Here is a 17,567-nt window from a genome sequence, read left to right as displayed (position 1 = left end):
CGCCGCTGCCCTGCGCCGTTCGTCGCCGCCCGTCCCCGCTACGGAGTGAGGACGATCCGCCCGAAGACCTGGCCGGCGTCCATCCTCTGGTGGGCGACCACCGCCTGCTTCAGAGGCAGCACCTCGTGCACCACGGAGACCAGCTCGCCACGGGCCGCCGCGGCGAGCTGGTCTCGCCGCACGGCCTGGCGAGCGGGTTCCGGTACCGTCGCGGCGCTGAACGTGGCGAAGGACAGGGACTTCTGAAAGGAGGCCATCAGCGTCGCGCCGAAGTCTGCCGGCGGCTGACCCCCGACCGCGCCGACGAGCACGAGGCGCCCGTTGGGATTGAGCCGGTCGAAGAACGAGGGCATGCGGTCGCCCGCGACAACGTCGATGATCACGTCATAGCCGCGAGGAGCGTCCGACCCTCCTGCTCCGGCACGGTCGAGCACGTGGGTGGCGCCAAGGCCACGCAGCCGACGACCACGCTCGGGTGACGAGGTGGTGACCGCGACGGCGCTGGCGCCACGGCGGGCCGCCAGTTGCACCGTCATGATCCCGATGCTGCCGGCGGCACCGCGCACCAGAACGGTCTCGCCTTCGGCGAAGTGCGCCTGGGCGAGACCGAAGTGGGCCACGACCCCGGAGCTGCCGAGCGTCACGGCGTCGACGACGGAGAGGCCGGCGGGGACGGGCAGCACCTCCGAGATCGGGGCGACGGCGCGCTCGGCGTAGCCGCCGCCGGTGCCGGTGAACGCCCACACGCGCTGCCCGATCCACGCCGCGTCGACACCTTCGCCGACCGCGGCCACCGTCCCCGCCACCTCGCCGCCGAGGAGGTGACCCTCCTGGAAGCCGTACGCGGCGAGGGCACCGCTTCGGATCATGACGTCGGCGCCCGCGACACCGACCGCCTCGACGTTGATCATCACCTGCCCCCGAGCCGGAACCGGGTCAGGGATGTCGGTCACCGACAAGCCCCGAGGATCGCCGAACTTACTGATCATGACTGCCTTCACGGGTGCCTCTTCTCGAGCCGGACCGCCCTGTGGTCAGCGCAAACGGTAGTGGACGCCGGCGTCCGTTTAGCTAAAATGAGAGCGTGACCGAGCAGTTGACTCGAAACCTGCGGTCGGACGCGCGGGACAACCGCCAGCGGATCCTCGAAGCCGCCCGGACGATGTTCGCCACCGACGGCATGGACGTGCCGATGCGCGAGATAGCCCGCAGGGCCGGGGTGGGCCCCGCCACCCTCTACCGGCGCTTCCCCACCAAGGAGGCACTGGCCACCGAGGCGTTCGCCGAGCAGATGGACGCCTGCCAGGTCATCGTCGACGAAGGGCTCGCCGACCCCGACCCGTGGCATGGCCTGTGCCTGGTGATCGAGAAGCTCTGCGAGCTACACGCCCGCGACCGGGGTTACACCTCGGCGTTCACCGCAGCCTTCCCGCGTGCCGTGGATCTCGCCGCGAAACGCGAAGCGGCCCTGGCCGCACTCGCCGAACTGGCCCGCCGAGCCGAGACCACCGGCCATCTGCGGTCCGACTTCGTCCTGGACGACCTCATCCTCGTCCTGATGGCCAACGGCGGCCTGCACGCGACCTCGACCGACACCCGGGTCGCCGCGTCCCGACGCTTCGCCGCGCTCGCCATCAGAGCGTTCCGCGCCTGAGGCGAGTCGTTCGCCGCGCCTCGTGCTACTCCTCACACCGTCGCCGACGACAACCGCATCTTCTGCCAGTTGCGGAACACGAAGCGGTGCACCGACTTCAACCCGACCCACAGGGCCGGATAGAGGGCCGCCCGACCGAACCCGCGAACCGTCACCGTCGTCGTCCGGGTCACCTGCGTGCCGCGCTCCGTCCCGGTCAACTCGAACACGTCACCGAGCTGGTCGACGAAGCGGTGGAAGCCCAGGTCGGTCGACTCCATGTGGAAGGCCAAGCGGCTCGGCGGCTCCCACGTCGTGATGCGTTGCCGCACCACACCCTGCTCCGACACGCACTGCCGAGCGGCGCCCACCTCACCCGGGCCCTCGGGCAGGCGGCACGTCGTCGGCCGGGGCGTACCCAGATAGAAGACCGGACACCGGGGCTGCAACTCCAACCGGGAGTCGCACAGCGCCGGCCACAACGCCTCGGGCGGGTGGGGCATCATCCAGCGCGTACGCACGATCATGCCCGTGACGGTAGCCCGGGTGTCGACGGTGCGCTGCCTCGGCCCCTCGTGGCAGGCTGCGGCGGTGACGACGTTCAACATCCGTACCGCCACGCCGGCTGACCACGGTTTCCTGGTCGACATGCTCGTGCAGGCCGTCAACTGGCTGCCCGAGCGCAACTGGTCACGTGAGGAGATCCTGACAAAGCCCGAGCTGGCCCACTACGTCGCCGGCTGGATGCGACCGGAAGACTTCGGAGTCGTCGCCGTGGACCCGGCTGATCGGCCGATCGGCGCGGCCTGGTGCCGACACCTGACGGCCGCCGACCCGGGCTACGGGTACGTGAGTGACGACGTGCCCGAGCTGACCCTCGGCGTGGTGGACTCCTGGCGCAATCGCGGCGTGGGCCGGGCGCTCGTACGCGCGGTTCTGTCCGTCGGAGCCGAGCGCGGCCTACGGGCGGTGTCGTTGAGCGTGGAGCGGGCCAACTTCGCCGCGAAGCTCTACGCGAGCGAAGGCTTCCACACGGTCGAGTCGTTCGACGACGCTGACACCATGGTGGCCCACACCGGCCGCCCCTCGGCCGACGCCGACCCGTCGGTCAGCGCGAACCCCTGACCGTCGATGTCGCGGTCTACTGCCCGGGCCGCGCACCGTCCGGCGCGACCGACCCGTACACGTGGCGACGCACGAGGTCGTCCCGTTCCAGGATCACGTCGACGACCTGCCAGAACTCAGCGATCCTCGGGTGATCCAGCCCTTCTTCCCGGCTGAGCTTGCGCCCGAAGACCGGATTGTCACCGGCAACCTCGCCACCGTTGACGAGCGTCGCGGCAGGGGCCGGGGAGCCGACCACCGGACCGACCCGGCAGCCGAACGTGATGTGGTCGTCGACGCGATCCTGGCCCCAGGTCCCCAAGATGGCATCGATCCAAGCCTCGTGAACCCCGTCGTGGTGATAGCAGCTTGCGAAGTAGACAGCGAAGGCGGTGTCGCCCTCGTAGATGTTGGCCCAGGTCCGATCCGCCTGCGTGTCGCAGCACTGGCACACGAACTCGCGTACCTGACGGCTGCTCTCATCGATCACGAGATTCACGGCGCGAACTCTAGCGGCACCGAGCGCAATCCCTCGACGGCGGCAATACTCGATCAGAGTGCGACGTGATCGTCATCCAGCGACGTCGTCCGCACTGGATCTCCTACGCTGAATCTCCGCGTTGATCTCGGCCGCCCGCCTCTGCAACGGCAGCGCCTCCTCCACCAGCCCCAGAGCGCGCAACGTGTACGCCAGGTTGTGCAACCGGATCGCGGTGTCGGGGTGCCCCGCTGGCAACGCCGCCTCACTGATCTCCAACGCCCGCCGCTGCAACGGCAACGCCTCACCCGCTCGCCCCAGAGCGCCCAACGTATGCGCCAGGTTGTTCAAACGGGTCGCGATGTCGGGGTGCCCCGTTGGCAACGCCGCCTCACTGATCTCCAACGCCCGCCGCTGCAACGGCAACGCCTCACCCGGTTGCCCCAGCTCCCCCAACGTGTACGCCAGGTTGTCTAATCGAGTCGCGATGTCGGGGTGCCCCGCCGGCAACGCCGCCTCACTGATCTCCAACGCCCGCCGCTGCAACGCCAACGCCTCACCCGCTCGCCCCAGAGCGCCCAACGTGTACGCCAGGTTGTCCATCCGCAGCGCGATAGTGGGATGCCCCGCCGGCAACGCCGCCTCACTGATCTCCAACGCCCGCCGCTGCAACGGCAACGCCTCACCTGCCTGCCCTAGATCCCCCAACGTGTACGCCAGGTTGTCTAATCGAGTCGCGATGTCGGGGTGCCCCGCCGGCAACGCCGCCTCACTGATCTCCAACGCCCGCCGCTGCAACGCCAGCGCCTCACCCGGTTGCCCCAGCTCCCCCAACGTGTACGCCAGGTTGTCTAATCGAGTCGCGATGTCGGGGTGCCCCGCCGGCAACGCCGCCTCACTGATCTCCAACGCCCGCCGCTGCAACGGCAACGCCTCACCCGGTCGCCCCAACTCCCCCAACGTATGCGCCAGGTTGTTCAACCGAGTCGCGATAGTGGGATGCCCCGCCGGCAACGCCGCCTCACTGATCTCCAACGCCCGCCGCCGCAACGGCAACGCCTCACCCGCTCGCCCCAACTCCCCCAACGTATGCGCCAGGTTGTTCAACCGAATCGCGATAGTGGGATGCCCGGCCAGCAACGCCGCCTCACTGATCTCCAACGCCCGCCGCCGCAACGGCAACGCCTCACCCGCTCGCCCCAACTCCCCCAAAGTGCGCGCCAGGTTGTCCAACCGAGTCGCGATAGTGGGATGCCCCGCAGATAACGCCGCCTCACTGATCTCCAACGCCCGCTTATCGGCCTGTAGGGCCTGGTGGTACCTGCCCTGCGTGTAGTGATAGGAACCAAGCTGTCCCAGCAGGTTTGCGAAGGTCAGATCTGCGGTGTCCTGGGAAATGTGTTGGGCGAGCGCTTCGACGTGGGGGGTGAACAGTCTCCACTGGGGCCAGATGTCCACGTCTTCTTGTAGATTGCCCGGTGGGAGGGCTTCGTCGAGCAGCGCCAAGGCTTGGTCGACGATCCCGTACCAGAAGGATTCGGGCGGATCGCTGCGCTCGTCGTGGTCGTCAGCCTCGGCCTGCGTGTGCGTCTGGCTGCGGACCACCGTCTGCAGGAGTCGGTGCATGCTGACCGTCGTCTGCGTGAGTATGACCAGGTTGTACGACGCCAACGCCGCCAACGCCTGGTCGACAGCACCGGCCTGCTCGGCATAACCAGCCAAGATCGAACGTGGGACGTCATCGGGCGCGTAGCACGACAGAATCCGCAGCAGGTCGATCGCCGCCGGCCGGACCTCGCGTAGCTGGTCGAGGGTGAGGAGCCACACCTGGGCCACCGCCCGCTCCGCCTGGTCCCCCTCGGCGATGGTGTTCAAAACCTCGGACGGCTGCTCCCGTAGCCGATCCAGGTAGGCCGACACCGGCAGGCGGGTCTGCCTCAGGTAGCCCGCCGCCTGCTGCAACGCCAACGGCAGGTACCCCAACTCGTCGGCCAACACCGCCGCCGCCAACACATCCCGCTGCTCCCCCGGCTCCAGCAGAAGCCGCACTGCGGACTCACGATCCAGCATGTCGAGACGTAGACACCCGTCGACAAGCGTCTCCCAGTTCACATCACGCCGCGTCGTGATCAACAAGTGCCCGGTGTCGAGCTGCGCCAACAGAGGTTCGACATCCGAGCGCTGCTCCACGTTGTCCAGCACGAGCAGCCAGCCCGACTGGTTCTGCAACCAACCGACAGCCCACCTCGCGGCCTCCGCGGCTGTCGCCGTCAGCATCAATTCCGGGTTCATGCGGGCCGTCAATGCGGCCAAGCCGTTCTCGATCGACGCCGGGCTGTCAGCGGTCACCCACCACCGCATCGGGTACCGATCACGCCGCTGGTGGGCGTATTGCAACGCCAACTCGGTCTTACCCACCCCACCCAGGCCGTGCACCGCCTGGCAGATCACCCCGCTACCGGCGGACATCACCGCCTCCAATGCCGCCAACTCGTCCTGACGGCCAACGAACAGCCGCGTCGCCGGCTTGGGCAGGTTGTGCAACCGCTTCCCCGTGTCGGGCGCCGTCGACGCCCGATGCAGCTCAATGCGCCGCGCGTCGACCTTCGCGTCGTCCCCGGTGATGGCGAGCCCGCTGATCTCCCGCGCCGCGATCGACCGACGGCCCTCGGCGCTCACCTCACCGGACTCCCCCGGGCCGGGGGCATCCCGGTCGCTCATCGAGTCACCTGGCCACCGTCCCCGGTGATCACCACCCCGCTGATCGTCTGGCCGGCGACAGACCGTTCACCCGATGCCGTGATCGTCACCCCCGCCGACGCCAGCATCTGCGACAACTCGGCGGCCAACCGCGCATCGGCAGTAACCGCCTTACGGATCTGCCACCGCAACGCCGCCAACCGATCCTCATCGGCCGGGTCCTCGGCCACATCCAGCACCGCCGCCTCCACCAGTGGCGCCGACTCCTCCCGTCCTAGCAACCGGCGCAGCAGCCGTCCACCCAGACCGACCGTCGCGTCCGCGGCCACCTCCTGCACGCGCGCCACCACACCCGCCCCGTACGCTCCGGCAGCCGCCGCCACGTACGGCACCACCGCACCAGCCAGCGAAGTCACATCCGGATCCATCAGCCCTCGCCCTCCGAGCCAGCAACCAGCGACCTCGATCAGTACCACACCGATGCACGTACCGTCACGGCACGACCACGACCACGACCGCCGCGGCGGCCACCAGCGGCGGGACGTGCCACGTTAGGCTCGGTGCGCTGCCTGACCTTCGAGGAGATGTCGATGCGCGTTACCCGCAGGCACCTTCTCATCACCGCCGTGCTCGTCGGCTGCTTCGTCTGGGCGATGGTCGTCGTCGGGCTGTCGTTCGCCATGGCGGAGCACGACAGGCGACAGTGGTGGGTCATTCCGCTCTTCGGCGCGTTCGTCATGTCGATCGCGGTGCTGGCCGTCCGCTGGATTCCCGCGAGCACGTCGGTGGCCGGCACGGCGCCGGCGGACCCGCCTCCACCCGCCGCCGCCCCGGGGTCGCCGACCGTCGCCGTGCGACGCAAGCCCGCCGAGACGCTCAGCGCGCGCGAGGTGGAGGTGCTGCGCCACCTGGCGGCCGGTCGCACGAACGCGGAGATCGCCAAGGCACTCTTTGTCGCGCCCGGCACGGTGAAGGCGCACCTCAACCACATCTTCCGCAAGCTCGACGCGGCGAGCCGTCTGCAGGCCGTGGCGCACGCCCGCGAGGCCGGGTTGCTCGACTAAACCCGGTTTAGGCCGCCGGTACGCCGTTCGGCAGATGCCGTAACCAGCGGCGCTTCCTAGCGTCCGGGGCATGAAGCAACGTGTTGATCAGGTCGTGCCATTCGTTCTCGTCGCGGTCTTCACCATCGTGGTGCAGGGCCTGTCCCTGATGGAGTTCCTGCCGCTGCCGGTGGCGCTGCTGATCGGTGCCGCCTGGGCGGTCATCGTCGGGCTGGCCGCGCGCTGGGCCAGCCGTGGACCGACGCGGAGCGCCCGGGTGGAGGACAGCCTCGTCGCGCTGGGCTGCGTCACCATGGCACTGTTCGCGTTCGGAGGCGCCGTCGGTCTGCTGATGCTGGGCACCGCACTGGACAGCTCCTCGATCACCGGCGAGACGATGGTGACGATGTTCCTGCCGAGCATCCCCATCGCGATCGCGGCGAACGTCCCCACCGAACTCATCATCCTTCCGGGTCTGCTGATCCTCGGGTGGCGTCCCGGCACTCGCCGAGTCCTCTTCGTCACGGCGGCCGCGCTGTACTTCGTCCACCGGATCTGGACCTATCTGGTGTTCGCCCCCGACCGTCTGGACTTCGCCGCGGCGGAGCGGTCCACAGCGGCACTGACCCCGGCGGAGAAGGAGCAGTTCGCCGCAGCGCTGCACGTCGACGACCCGCGGTGGATCCTCAACCTGGTGATCTTCGCGGTCCTCCTGCTCTCCGCCTTCTTCTCCCGACTACGGGAGGTCAAGGACAACCCCGTCGCCGCCACGGCCCGGCGCATCAAAGCTCGTTAGGGCGACCAGTGCGGGTCGAGGCTCTTGCCGTGCCCCCGGGGGCATCGTCCGTAGCCGGTGCTGGACACGTTCCAGTGGTGGGAGCAGTACGGGACGTCGCACTGCGCACAGAATCCCGCGTCGTCGTAGAAGCCGGCCGTCGTGACGGCGGCGTACCGGTACGGCTGGGTGAAGGCGTCGACGATGCGCTGTGCCTCTGCCGGGTCCGCCGGTCGGCCGAGCCCGTTACCCGCCGCGATTCCGGAGTACAGCAGCCACCACTGCTGGCCGGTGTGGCGCTCTCGCGCGGCGGTGTAGGCGTCGCGCTGCGCCGGTGACCAGCGCTGCCAAGCGACCGGCTTGCCATCCGGTGGGACGAGTTCCACGTGGGTCGCCGGTCGCCCACACACCGCGCACGGCGGCTCGAAGACGAAGGCTTCAGGCACGCCCCCATCCTCCTACGACCGCCGGCCGAATACGACCGTCGATGCCGTCGACGCCGGGGGTGAGCCGACACCACCGTCATCCACCTGCTCATCGACGGCGTCCCACCCAAGACCGTGCCCCCCGTCCTGAGACTCGACATCACCTGCAGCCCGGCCTGTCCCGTCAGGGGCATGCATGACACTCGCGTTCCACCACGTCCTTACAAGATCCGTTCGGCTAGTCGATGACGGAGTGGCTCGGCGGAGATGATGTCGGCATGGACGCATGGGTAGACGGCGACCTTGCTGGCGAGTTCGAGCGGCAGCTTGATGACCTCCTGGCTGAGCTGAACTCAGACTGGGTCGAGCCCGAACTACCGCCGAGGTTCGCGAGTGACGAGTCGTTCCGTCGCTACCACCGGAGAAATGGCAAGCGCTGGCAGCTTGCCTGCGTTCTTCGAGAACGTCCTAACCTGGCGGCCACCCTGGCCGACCGAGTCCTGGCCGCTGTGGTCTGCGACGAAGATGTGGCCGCCAACCGCCAACTCATCGAGCCGATGTTGACGGCTGTGGGTCGTCGCAGGGTTCAGGAGTACCTGATCTCGGTCGTCACCTCTGGACCGCTACTGCAACGCGTCTGCGCAGTCCGCGCCTGGTATTGGTCGCAGGCCGTGCTCGTGTACGGGTCGACTGAGGCGCTGCACAGCAGACAGCCCACGACGGTCAGCCAAACCCAAGATGATGAGGTTGCCGACCTGCGCGCGTGGTATCGCGCAGCCTGCCTCACCGCCTTCGTCGAGTGCGACCACGACACCACGCGTGAATGGCTGGCCCGAGGCTTCATTCTGGACGAGTCCTTCTACCCGTCGAACCTGCACCGCAGGGTGGCCCAGGCCCGGGCTATCGCCGAAGCCGACCCGGTCCGGTTCAAGGAACTCATTGCCAAGACCACCGACGGGACGAACCTCGCGGCCATCCGGCGACGTGATGGACGATGAGTCCGGCGCAACTCGCCCGGACCTCGTGACATCCGTATCGAGAGGCTTGGTATGGATCCCACACTCGGGTGAGTTCCGCACGCCGTCGACGGCGTGGAGAAGGCATGATCGCGGCTCATTATCCACCAGCCGTTGCCCAGAGACCTCCGCACGTCTCAAGTGTGGCCCACGGCCGGCGTTCTCACGAGCGGCGATCGGCTACGTGAGACGTGACCGCTTCGTCCCGAAAGAACGATCAGGGTCGCTTGAGCTGGGCGAGCATCTGTGCTGAGCTGCCGGAACAGTCCACCACCGTCCATGGGCGTCCGGCGTCGCCCACCCCGTCGTCACCCAGCTAGTCACCCACGTACCCGGCACCCGGACCCATCACGACCTGGACCAGGCGGTCCAAGACGAGCGGGGGCCTAGACCCTGGGTACTGTGCCGGTATGGCTGAGCCACCGGAGTACGACCGATACCGGCGGGACGTCGAGGTCCTGGGCAAGATCGGGGCTCATCTGGTTTCCGTGGTCCCCTACGTGGAGTGCACGATCCCCAAGAGCCTCGCCTCAGCTGCCGTCGCTGCTTGGGAGCGAGACGAGGAGGGACCGAGGGCTGAGGAAACCTGCGAGCAGGTTCGTTCCCGGCTTCGCGCTGGTGATCTCGCCTTGCTTGGGCTTGAGGTCTCCAAGAGCGGACGATCATCGGGCGACGTCGTCATCGTGAGGCTTGCGGCCGCACAGTTCGCCGCAGCCGTCGACGCCTGGGCTGAGTCGCAGTAAGCGGCCTCGCCCGACAGGCGCGAGCACCGCACGAGCCTCGCCATCCCGCCGCCGTCGACCCGCCCTTGTGGGAGCGGGCCGCCGTCGGGGCCGCCACGTCAAGACGGTCTTGACGCACGGACGGACGCTGGCGGCCCCGGCGGTCGTCTGCTCGGCTCGGCCCGGGTCGTCGGCGGTGGGATGGCCTACCGCAACCACCCACGGACCGTGACCCGCCAGCGCAGCCCGGCCATCCTGGAGCCGGAGCGCCCCGTACGCGCCGAGCCATCGATGCAGCCTTCGGTGAGGACCAATCAGCTGCGGACGGCCCGGATGCCGTTGACGGCCCGGAGACGGCATGATCATGGTTCAGCGGCCTTCCCGGCAATCTCAGGCGCAGGTCAGGGCACTTGCGCCCGCTACTTGGCGTTGAAGTAGCTGGCCTCCGGGTGGTGGACCACAATGGCGTCGGTGGCCTGCTCGGGCATGAGCTGGAACTCCTCCGACAGCTCGACGCCGATCCGCTCGGCGCCCAACAGGTCGACGATCTTCGCCCGGTCCTCCAGATCGGGGCAGGCCGGGTAGCCGAACGCGTACCGGCAGCCCCGGTAGTCGTTGCGCAGAATGCCCGCCAGGTCCTGCGGGTCGTCGTGGCCCAGCGGACGCCCGTCGGGCAGGGTCAGCTCGGCGCGCACGCGCCGGTGCCAGTACTCGGCGAGCGCCTCGGTGAGCTGCACGGACAGCCCGTGTACCTCCAGGTAGTCGCGGTACTCGTTGCGGGCGAACAGCTTCGCCGCGTACTCGCTGACGGGTTGCCCGACCGTGACCAGTTGCAGCGCGACCACATCGAGCTGGTCGCCCTTGGGCCGGAAGAAGTCCGCGAGGCAGAGCCGTCGCTCCTGCCGCTGGCGGGGGAACGAGAACCGGGCGCGCTCCGCGTGCCCGTTCTCGTCGAGCACCACCAGGTCATTTCCTTCGGAGTACGCCGGGAAGTAGCCGTACACCACGGCTGCCTCGAGGACCTGGTCGGCGATCAACCGGTCCAGCCAGTACCGCAGACGGGGGCGGCCTTCGGTCTCGACCAACTCGTCGTAGGAGGGCCCGTCGCCGCCGCGGGCGCCGTTGAGCCCCCACTGCCCACGGAACGTGGCCCGCTCGTCGAGCAGCGCCGCGTAGTCGGCCATCGGAACGCCCTTGACGACGCGCGTGCCGAAGAACGGCGGGGTGGGTACCTCCACGTCGACGGCCACGTCGGAGCGGACCGAGGAGTCGTGCAGCTCCGGCAATGAATCGGTGACCATGGTGCGCTGCCGTTCCCGGCGGGCGCGCCGGGCCGCGAGGGCGGCCTCCCGCTCCGGGTCGATCACCGGGGCGCCGCCTCGCTTGGCGGTCATCACCTTGTCCATCAGGGACAGTCCCTCGAACGCGTCCCGCGCGTAGTGCACCTGGCCGGGGAACATCGACCGCAGGTCGTCCTCGACGTACGCGCGGGTCAACGCCGCGCCTCCGAGCAGGACCGGCCAACGCTCCGCGACTCCGCGGGTGGCCATCTCGGCCAGGTTCTCCTTCATGATGACCGTGCTCTTGACCAGCAGCCCGGACATGCCGATCGCGTCGGCGCGGTGCTGCTCGGCGGCGTCGAGGATCGCGCTGATCGGCTGCTTGATGCCGATGTTGACGACCTCGTAGCCGTTGTTGGACAGGATGATGTCGACCAGGTTCTTGCCGATGTCGTGCACGTCGCCGCGCACGGTGGCCAGCACGATGCGGCCCTTGCCGCCGTCCTCGGTGGTCTCCATGTGCGGTTCCAGGTACGCCACGGCGGTCTTCATCACCTCGGCGGACTGGAGCACGAACGGCAGCTGCATCTGCCCGGAGCCGAACAGCTCGCCGACGACCTTCATGCCGTCCAGCAGAATGTCGTTGATGATCGACAACGGGGACCGGCCGCCGGCCATCGCCTCGTCCAGGTCGGCCTCCAGGCCGTTGCGCTCACCGTCGATGATGCGGCGCTTGAGTCGCTCGTCCAGCGGCAGCGCGGCCAACTCCTGGGCGCGGGTGGCCCGCGCGCTGGTCACGTCGACGCCCTCGAACAGCTCCAGGAAGCGCTGCACCGGGTCGTACCCCTCGCGACGCCGGTCGTAGACCAGGTCGAGCGCGACCTCCCGCTGCTCGTCGGGGATCTTCGACATCGGCAGGATCTTGCTGGCGTGCACGATGGCCGAGGTCAGACCGGCCTGCACGCACTCGTGCAGGAACACCGAGTTGAGCACCTGCCGGGCCGCCGGGTTGAGGCCGAAGGAGATGTTCGAGATGCCCAGGGTGAAGTTGACCCCCGGGTAGCGCGTGGCGATCTCCCGGATCGCCTCGATCGTCTCGAGGCCGTCGCGGCGGGTCTCCTCCTGACCGGTGGCGATCGGGAACGTCAACGCGTCGATCAGGATGTCGGCGCGGTCCATGCCCCACCGGCCGGTCAGGTCGTCAATCAGCCGCGCCGCGACCCGGACCTTCCACTCCTTCGTCCGCGCCTGGCCCTCCTCGTCGATGAGCAGCGCCACCACGGCGGCGCCGTGCTCCCGCACGACAGGCATCACCCGCGCGTAGCGGGAGTCGGGGCCGTCGCCGTCCTCGAAGTTCACCGAGTTGACCACGCACCGGCCGCCGAGCATCTCCAACCCCGCCTCGACGACCGCCGGCTCGGTGGAGTCCAGCATGATCGGGAGCGTCGACGCGGTGGCGAACCGACCGGCCAGCTCGCGCATGTCCCGCGTGCCGTCGCGGCCGACGTAGTCGACGCACAGGTCCAGCAGGTGCGAGCCGTCGCGGGCCTGGCTGCGGGCGATTTCGACGCAGGCGCGGAAGTCACCGGCGAGCATCGCCTCCCGGAACGCCTTCGAGCCGTTGGCGTTGGTCCGCTCCCCCACCATCAGCACCGAGGCGTCCTGCGCGAACGGCACCGGGTGGTAGACCGACGAGACGCCGGCCTCGTGGCGGGGCTCGCGCCCGGCCGCGGTGACGCCGTGCAGCCGCTCGGCCAGCACCCGGATGTGCTCCGGGGTGGTGCCGCAGCAGCCACCGACGAGCCCCACCCCGTACTCGGTGATGAACCGTTCCAGAGCCTCGGCCAGCTCCACGGGAGTCAGCGGGAAGTACGCCCCGTCGGCCGTCAACACCGGCAGGCCGGCGTTCGGCATCACCGACAGCGGGATCCGGGAGTGCTGCGACAGGTAGCGCAGGTGCTCGCTCATCTCGGCCGGGCCGGTCGAGCAGTTCAACCCGATCAGGTCGACCCCGAGCGGCTCGATCGCCGCGAGGGCCGCGCCGATCTCGCTGCCCACCAGCATCGTGCCGGTGGTCTCCACGGCCACGTGACAGATGATCGGCACCTGCTGGTCCAGCTCGGCCATCGCCCGCTTCGACCCGACGATCGCCGCCTTGACCTGCAAAAGGTCCTGGCAGGTCTCGATGATCAACGCGTCCGCGCCGCCGGCGATGAGGCCCGCGGCGTTCTCCTGGTACGCGTCGCGCAGCGTCGCGTAAGGGGCGTGCCCGAGGGTGGGCAGCTTGGTGCCCGGGCCGATCGAGCCGAGCACGAAGCGGGGCCGCTCCGGCGTGCTGGCCGCGTCGGCGGCCTCCCGGGCGATCCGCGCGCCCGCCTCGGACAGCTCGCGGATGCGCTGCGGGATGTCGTACTCGGCGAGGTTGGCCAGGTTGGCGCCGAAGGTGTTGGTCTCCACGCAGTCCGCGCCGGCGGCCAGGTACGCGTCGTGCACCCCGCGCACCACGTCGGGACGGGTGACGTTGAGGATCTCGTTGCAACCCTCGAGGCCGTCGAAGTCGTCGAGCGTGAGGTCGGCGGCCTGCAGCATCGTGCCCATCGCCCCGTCGGCGATGAGGATCCGATCGGCCAGCACATCCAGCAACGAAGTCCGCACCCGTTCAGGTTAGTGCGGCCCCAGGCGAACCTGAGCCCCGTCCACGCCCGATCCCATATTGTGTCGGGCGGATCACCCTGTCCGGTTCGCCGCCGTATGCCCGGTGGCACAGCGGGTGGACCGGCGCGGCCGACGGGCCGCATCCCTGCTCGGCACGTAGGCTGACGGACGTGAAGGAGAACAGGGACGCCATCGTGCACCACGGTTCGACAACCGGGCGCGGTCCCGGTGCCGGCCGCGACGAGCAGGGTGAGGTGACGGCGTGACCGAGTTCGACGGACTGCCGGTCCTGCGGTCCCCCGTGGCCATCGCCGCGTTCGAGGGCTGGAACGACGCCGCCGACGCGTCCACCGCGGCCGTCGAGCACCTGGAACAGGTCTGGAACGCCCGACAGATCGCCGAGCTGGACCCGGAGGACTTCTACGACTTCCAGGTCAGCCGGCCGACCATCACCATGGCCGACGGGGAGACCCGCCGAGTGGAGTGGCCGACGACCCGGTTCATGGTGGCCAGCCCCGAGGGCACCGACCGCGACGTGGTGCTGATCCGGGGCATCGAGCCGAGCATGCGCTGGCGGACGTTCTGCGAACAGGTGCTGGAGATCTGCCACAGCCTGGAGGTGGAGCGGGTCGTACTGCTCGGCGCGTTGCTGGCCGACGTGCCGTACACCCGGCCGTTGCCCATCAGCGGCAGCGCCTCCGACGCCCAGGCCGCCGAGCGCTACCAGCTGACGCCCACCCGTTACGACGGGCCGACCGGCATCGTCGGCGTGCTGCACGACGCGTGCGCCCGCGCCGAGGTCGACGCCGTGTCGTTCTGGGTGCACGTGCCGCACTACGCCAACAACCCGCCCTGCCCGAAGGCCACCCTCGCCCTGCTGCACCGGGTCGAGGAGGTCGTCGACCTGCCGGTGCCGATGGCCGACCTGGCCGAGGAGTCCGCCGAGTGGGAGCAGCGGGTACGCAGCGCCGCCGAGCAGGACGCCGAGCTGGGCGAGTACGTCCGCGAGCTGGAGGAACGCGTCGGCGACGAGGGCATCACCCCGTTGACCGGTGACGAGATCGCCCAGGAGTTCGAGAAGTACCTGCGGCGTCGAGGCGGTTCGGCCGGCCCCACCGCCGGCTCCTGGTAGCACTGTCCGTCGCGGGCCCTCGGATCTTTTCTGGTCCGAGGGCCCGTTTTCGCGTGTTCGGGGTGGCGCCGTCACACCCTCTAAGGCATCCTAGGAACCTAGATGTGATCAAGGAGGCGGGTGTGCAGATCAATCCCGGCGCCGCCGAGTTTCCCCACCGGCAGATCGCCGCGCAGCTCAAGGCCCAGGTCCGCCGCGGCGACTGGGGCCCCGGCGAGCGACTGCCGTCCATCCCGGCCATCGCCGAGATGTTCGGCGTCGCCAAGCAGACCGTCCAACGCGCCGTCGACCAGCTGCGGGTCGAGGGCATCCTGATCACCAAACCCGGCTCCGGTACGTACGTCCGCGGCACCCGGCGTCGACTGAACCGCCTCTCCCGGGGCCGGTACGGCGGGTTCCGCGGCTACCACACCGACCTGGCCGCCCGATACCGCCAACAGCTCGTCTCCGTCGGCCTCTCCCCCGCGCCCGCCGAGGTCGCCGACGCGTTCGGCGTCTCCGACGGCACCAACCTGCTCTGCCGTCGCCACCTCGTACGCACCGACGACTCTCCCGTCGAGGTCGGCGCCTCCTGGTTCCTTCCCCGCGACACCGACGGCACATCGCTGGAGCGGGCCGAGGCGTTCGGCCGGCCGCTCTACCAGGAGGCCGAGGAGGCCACCGGCCGCCGGTACGCCTCCGCCACCGACACGATCAGCGCCCGCCAGCCCAGCCGGGAGGAGGCCGAGACCCTCCAGATCCGGCCCGACACACCGGTGCTGCACCTGCTGCACGTCGCGTACGACAGTCACCGCAAGCCCATCGAGGTCGCCCAGGCCACCTGGCCCGGCCCGATGACCACCCTTACCGAGGAGTACCAGATCCCCGCCCCCACCCCCGACCCAGACCCAGACCCGGGCCTGGTCCTCGGCTAACCCCACCCGCCCGGCCCCACCCGGTCCCAGTCCCACCCCACCCCGGTCCCGGTCCCGGTCCCGGTCCCGGTCCCGGTCCCGGTCCCGGTCCCGGTCCCGCCGTCGATCTTGCACTTTCTGTCGACGCTTTGCCCCGATCGGCACCTTTCGCAACGTCAGAAAGTGCAAGATCGACGGCGAGGCAGCGAGGCTCGCGTCGATCATGGAGTTGTGGTGCCTCAAATAAGGGGCATAGCACCTCATGACGGCCACCACAAGTCCATGATCGACACTGAGCGACGGGCACACAGGCGCCCGCCGCGAGCGCGAAGGCCCGCCAGCTAGCGCGGGAGCCCGCCAGCTAGCGCGGGAGCCCGCCAGCTAGCGCGGGAGCCCGCCAGCTAGCGCGGAGGCGCCAGGCCGCGCGTGGGCGGGGGGCGTTACAGGCGGATGCCGAGGAGGGCGTCTACTGTTTTCCCGAAGAGGGCGGGGGCTTCCGGGTCTTCCGTGGCGCCGGAGAGGGCCGCGTCGGCCCAGTGATCGGCCACCACCAGAGCGCCGGGAGTGTCGAGGTCGTCGGCCAGTCTGGCGCGTACCCCGGACAGCAGCTCGGCCCCGGACGGCCCGGCGGGCGCGGCGGCGGCCCGCCGCCAGCGGTCCAGCCGCTCCTGCGCGGCGGTGAGCAACTCGTCGGTCCAGGTGCGGTCGCTGCGGTAGTGCTCGGAGATCAACGCGAGGCGGATCGCCATCGGGTCGACCTTGTCGGCGCGCAGCCGGGACACGAAGACCAGGTTGCCGCGGGACTTGGACATCTTCTCGCCGTCCAGGCCGATCATGCCGGCGTGCACGTAGTGCTCGGCGAACGGGGCCTGGCCGGTGAGTCGTTCGGCGTGCGCGGCGGAGGCCTCGTGGTGCGGGAAGAGCAGGTCGTTGCCGCCGCCCTGCACGTCGATGCGGTCGCCGAGCAGGTTCAGTGCGATGACCGCGCACTCGATGTGCCAGCCGGGCCGGCCCGGGCCCAGCTCCCCGCCCGGCCAGGACGGCTCACCCTCGCGCGCGCCCCGCCACAGCAGGGGGTCGAGGGGATCGCGCTTGCCGGCCCGGTCGGGGTCGCCGCCGCGCTCGGGGAAGATCTCCAGCATCTGCTCGCGGGTCAGGTTCGACTCGTAGCCGAACCGGCCCGTGGCGGAGACGTCGAAGTAGACGTCGCCGGTGCCGTCGTCGAGTCGGTAGGCGGCGCCGTCCTTGAGCAACACCTCGACCTTGTCGGCGATGTCCGGGATCGACTCGACCGCGCCCACGTAACGCTCCGGCGGGATGATCCGCAGCGCCTCCATGTCCTCGCGGAACAGGGCGGTCTCCCGCATCGCCAGGACCACCCAGTCCTCGCCGTCGCGGGCGGCCCGTTCCAGCAGGGGGTCGTCGATGTCGGTGACGTTCTGCACGTACCGCACGGGACGGCCGGCATCGCGCCACATCCGCTGCACCAGATCGAACGTGATCATGGTGGCGGCGTGACCGAGGTGGGTGGCGTCATACGGGGTGATGCCGCAGACGTACATGCTCGCCGCGTCGGCCGGGTCGCTCGGGTGGACACTCTGCCGCGCCGAGTCGTACAACGCCAACGGCTCGCCCCGACCCGGCAGCCGTGGCACCTCGTGTCCCGCCCAAGACTCCATGGCCTCAGCCTAACCAGCCCTCAGGCGACACC

16 protein-coding genes are annotated in these 17,567 nt (G+C 69.6%); 8 read left to right on the top strand and 8 right to left on the bottom strand.

Features of this window, described 5'->3' with window-relative positions; translation table 11 throughout:
• Nucleotides 1-38: 38 nt before the first annotated feature.
• Nucleotides 39-953 (bottom strand): zinc-binding dehydrogenase, encoded by a 915-nt coding sequence (locus tag ACQP0N_RS15425; RefSeq protein WP_433121018.1) that lies wholly within the window; start codon nucleotides 951-953, stop codon nucleotides 39-41.
• 131 nt (nucleotides 954-1,084) lie between these two features.
• On the opposite strand from ACQP0N_RS15425, the gene ACQP0N_RS15420 reads away from it, so the two are divergent.
• Entirely contained in the window at nucleotides 1,085-1,654 is a 570-nt protein-coding gene (locus ACQP0N_RS15420; RefSeq protein WP_433121017.1) for a TetR/AcrR family transcriptional regulator, read from the top strand.
• 32 nt (nucleotides 1,655-1,686) lie between these two features.
• On the opposite strand, the gene ACQP0N_RS15415 is transcribed toward ACQP0N_RS15420, so the two are convergent.
• Complete coding sequence (locus ACQP0N_RS15415) at nucleotides 1,687-2,160, bottom strand: hypothetical protein (RefSeq protein ID WP_433121016.1); 474 nt, start codon at nucleotides 2,158-2,160, stop codon at nucleotides 1,687-1,689.
• A gap of 4 nt (nucleotides 2,161-2,164) precedes the next feature.
• On the opposite strand from ACQP0N_RS15415, the gene ACQP0N_RS15410 reads away from it, so the two are divergent.
• Nucleotides 2,165-2,758, top strand: coding sequence for an N-acetyltransferase family protein (locus ACQP0N_RS15410; protein ID WP_433121015.1), 594 nt, complete (start codon nucleotides 2,165-2,167; stop codon nucleotides 2,756-2,758).
• Nucleotides 2,759-2,774: 16 nt separating this feature from the next.
• On the opposite strand, the gene ACQP0N_RS15405 is transcribed toward ACQP0N_RS15410, so the two are convergent.
• The 3 genes from ACQP0N_RS15405 to ACQP0N_RS15395 all read right to left on the bottom strand — a co-directional run bounded on the left by ACQP0N_RS15405 (nucleotide 2,775) and on the right by ACQP0N_RS15395 (nucleotide 6,343).
• Nucleotides 2,775-3,236 carry a hypothetical protein gene (locus tag ACQP0N_RS15405; protein WP_433121013.1) on the bottom strand — a complete coding sequence of 154 codons (462 nt, stop codon included), beginning with the start codon at nucleotides 3,234-3,236 and terminating at the stop codon, nucleotides 2,775-2,777.
• Nucleotides 3,237-3,308: 72 nt separating this feature from the next.
• A complete protein-coding gene (gene fxsT, locus ACQP0N_RS15400) occupies nucleotides 3,309-5,936 on the bottom strand; it encodes an FxSxx-COOH system tetratricopeptide repeat protein (RefSeq protein ID WP_433121011.1) in 2,628 nt (875 codons plus the stop codon).
• The gene (locus tag ACQP0N_RS15395) at nucleotides 5,933-6,343 is read right to left on the bottom strand and encodes a hypothetical protein (RefSeq protein WP_433121009.1); all 411 of its coding nucleotides are present in this window, start codon (nucleotides 6,341-6,343) and stop codon (nucleotides 5,933-5,935) included. The genes fxsT and ACQP0N_RS15395 overlap by 4 nt, the downstream gene beginning before the upstream one ends.
• A gap of 162 nt (nucleotides 6,344-6,505) precedes the next feature.
• Between ACQP0N_RS15395 and ACQP0N_RS15390 the strand changes: the two genes are divergently transcribed.
• Together ACQP0N_RS15390 and ACQP0N_RS15385 are read left to right on the top strand one after the other, a co-directional pair.
• Nucleotides 6,506-6,979 (top strand): response regulator transcription factor, encoded by a 474-nt coding sequence (locus tag ACQP0N_RS15390; protein ID WP_433121007.1) that lies wholly within the window; start codon nucleotides 6,506-6,508, stop codon nucleotides 6,977-6,979.
• Nucleotides 6,980-7,049: 70 nt separating this feature from the next.
• Entirely contained in the window at nucleotides 7,050-7,754 is a 705-nt protein-coding gene (locus ACQP0N_RS15385; RefSeq protein ID WP_433121005.1) for a hypothetical protein, read from the top strand.
• Here ACQP0N_RS15385 and ACQP0N_RS15380 read toward each other — a convergent pair.
• A complete protein-coding gene (locus ACQP0N_RS15380; RefSeq protein WP_433121003.1) occupies nucleotides 7,751-8,179 on the bottom strand; it encodes a hypothetical protein in 429 nt (142 codons plus the stop codon). The two genes, ACQP0N_RS15385 and ACQP0N_RS15380, sit on opposite strands and share 4 nt — an antisense overlap.
• A gap of 257 nt (nucleotides 8,180-8,436) precedes the next feature.
• Between ACQP0N_RS15380 and ACQP0N_RS15375 the strand changes: the two genes are divergently transcribed.
• Together ACQP0N_RS15375 and ACQP0N_RS15370 are read left to right on the top strand one after the other, a co-directional pair.
• Nucleotides 8,437-9,156 (top strand): hypothetical protein, encoded by a 720-nt coding sequence (locus ACQP0N_RS15375; RefSeq protein ID WP_433121001.1) that lies wholly within the window; start codon nucleotides 8,437-8,439, stop codon nucleotides 9,154-9,156.
• A 428-nt stretch (nucleotides 9,157-9,584) separates the two neighbouring features.
• Nucleotides 9,585-9,917 carry a hypothetical protein gene (locus tag ACQP0N_RS15370; RefSeq protein WP_433120999.1) on the top strand — a complete coding sequence of 111 codons (333 nt, stop codon included), beginning with the start codon at nucleotides 9,585-9,587 and terminating at the stop codon, nucleotides 9,915-9,917.
• A gap of 398 nt (nucleotides 9,918-10,315) precedes the next feature.
• On the opposite strand, the gene metH is transcribed toward ACQP0N_RS15370, so the two are convergent.
• Nucleotides 10,316-13,831 carry a methionine synthase gene (gene metH / locus ACQP0N_RS15365; protein WP_433120997.1) on the bottom strand — a complete coding sequence of 1,172 codons (3,516 nt, stop codon included), beginning with the start codon at nucleotides 13,829-13,831 and terminating at the stop codon, nucleotides 10,316-10,318.
• A gap of 262 nt (nucleotides 13,832-14,093) precedes the next feature.
• On the opposite strand from metH, the gene ACQP0N_RS15360 reads away from it, so the two are divergent.
• Together ACQP0N_RS15360 and ACQP0N_RS15355 are read left to right on the top strand one after the other, a co-directional pair.
• Nucleotides 14,094-14,963 carry a PAC2 family protein gene (locus tag ACQP0N_RS15360; protein ID WP_145782100.1) on the top strand — a complete coding sequence of 290 codons (870 nt, stop codon included), beginning with the start codon at nucleotides 14,094-14,096 and terminating at the stop codon, nucleotides 14,961-14,963.
• A gap of 122 nt (nucleotides 14,964-15,085) precedes the next feature.
• Entirely contained in the window at nucleotides 15,086-15,877 is a 792-nt protein-coding gene (locus tag ACQP0N_RS15355; protein WP_355052978.1) for a GntR family transcriptional regulator, read from the top strand.
• Nucleotides 15,878-16,296: 419 nt separating this feature from the next.
• Here ACQP0N_RS15355 and mshC read toward each other — a convergent pair whose 3' ends face one another.
• On the bottom strand, nucleotides 16,297-17,535 hold the full coding sequence (mshC, locus tag ACQP0N_RS15350; RefSeq protein WP_433120994.1) for a cysteine--1-D-myo-inosityl 2-amino-2-deoxy-alpha-D-glucopyranoside ligase: 1,239 nt from the start codon (nucleotides 17,533-17,535) through the stop codon (nucleotides 16,297-16,299).
• Nucleotides 17,536-17,567 lie beyond the last annotated feature (32 nt).

Source organism: Micromonospora sp. CA-246542 (genome assembly GCF_050942905.1).
Taxonomy (GTDB): domain Bacteria; phylum Actinomycetota; class Actinomycetes; order Mycobacteriales; family Micromonosporaceae; genus Micromonospora.
Note: the sequence above shows the minus strand (reverse complement) of the source record. Positions and strands in the feature narration are given on the sequence as shown.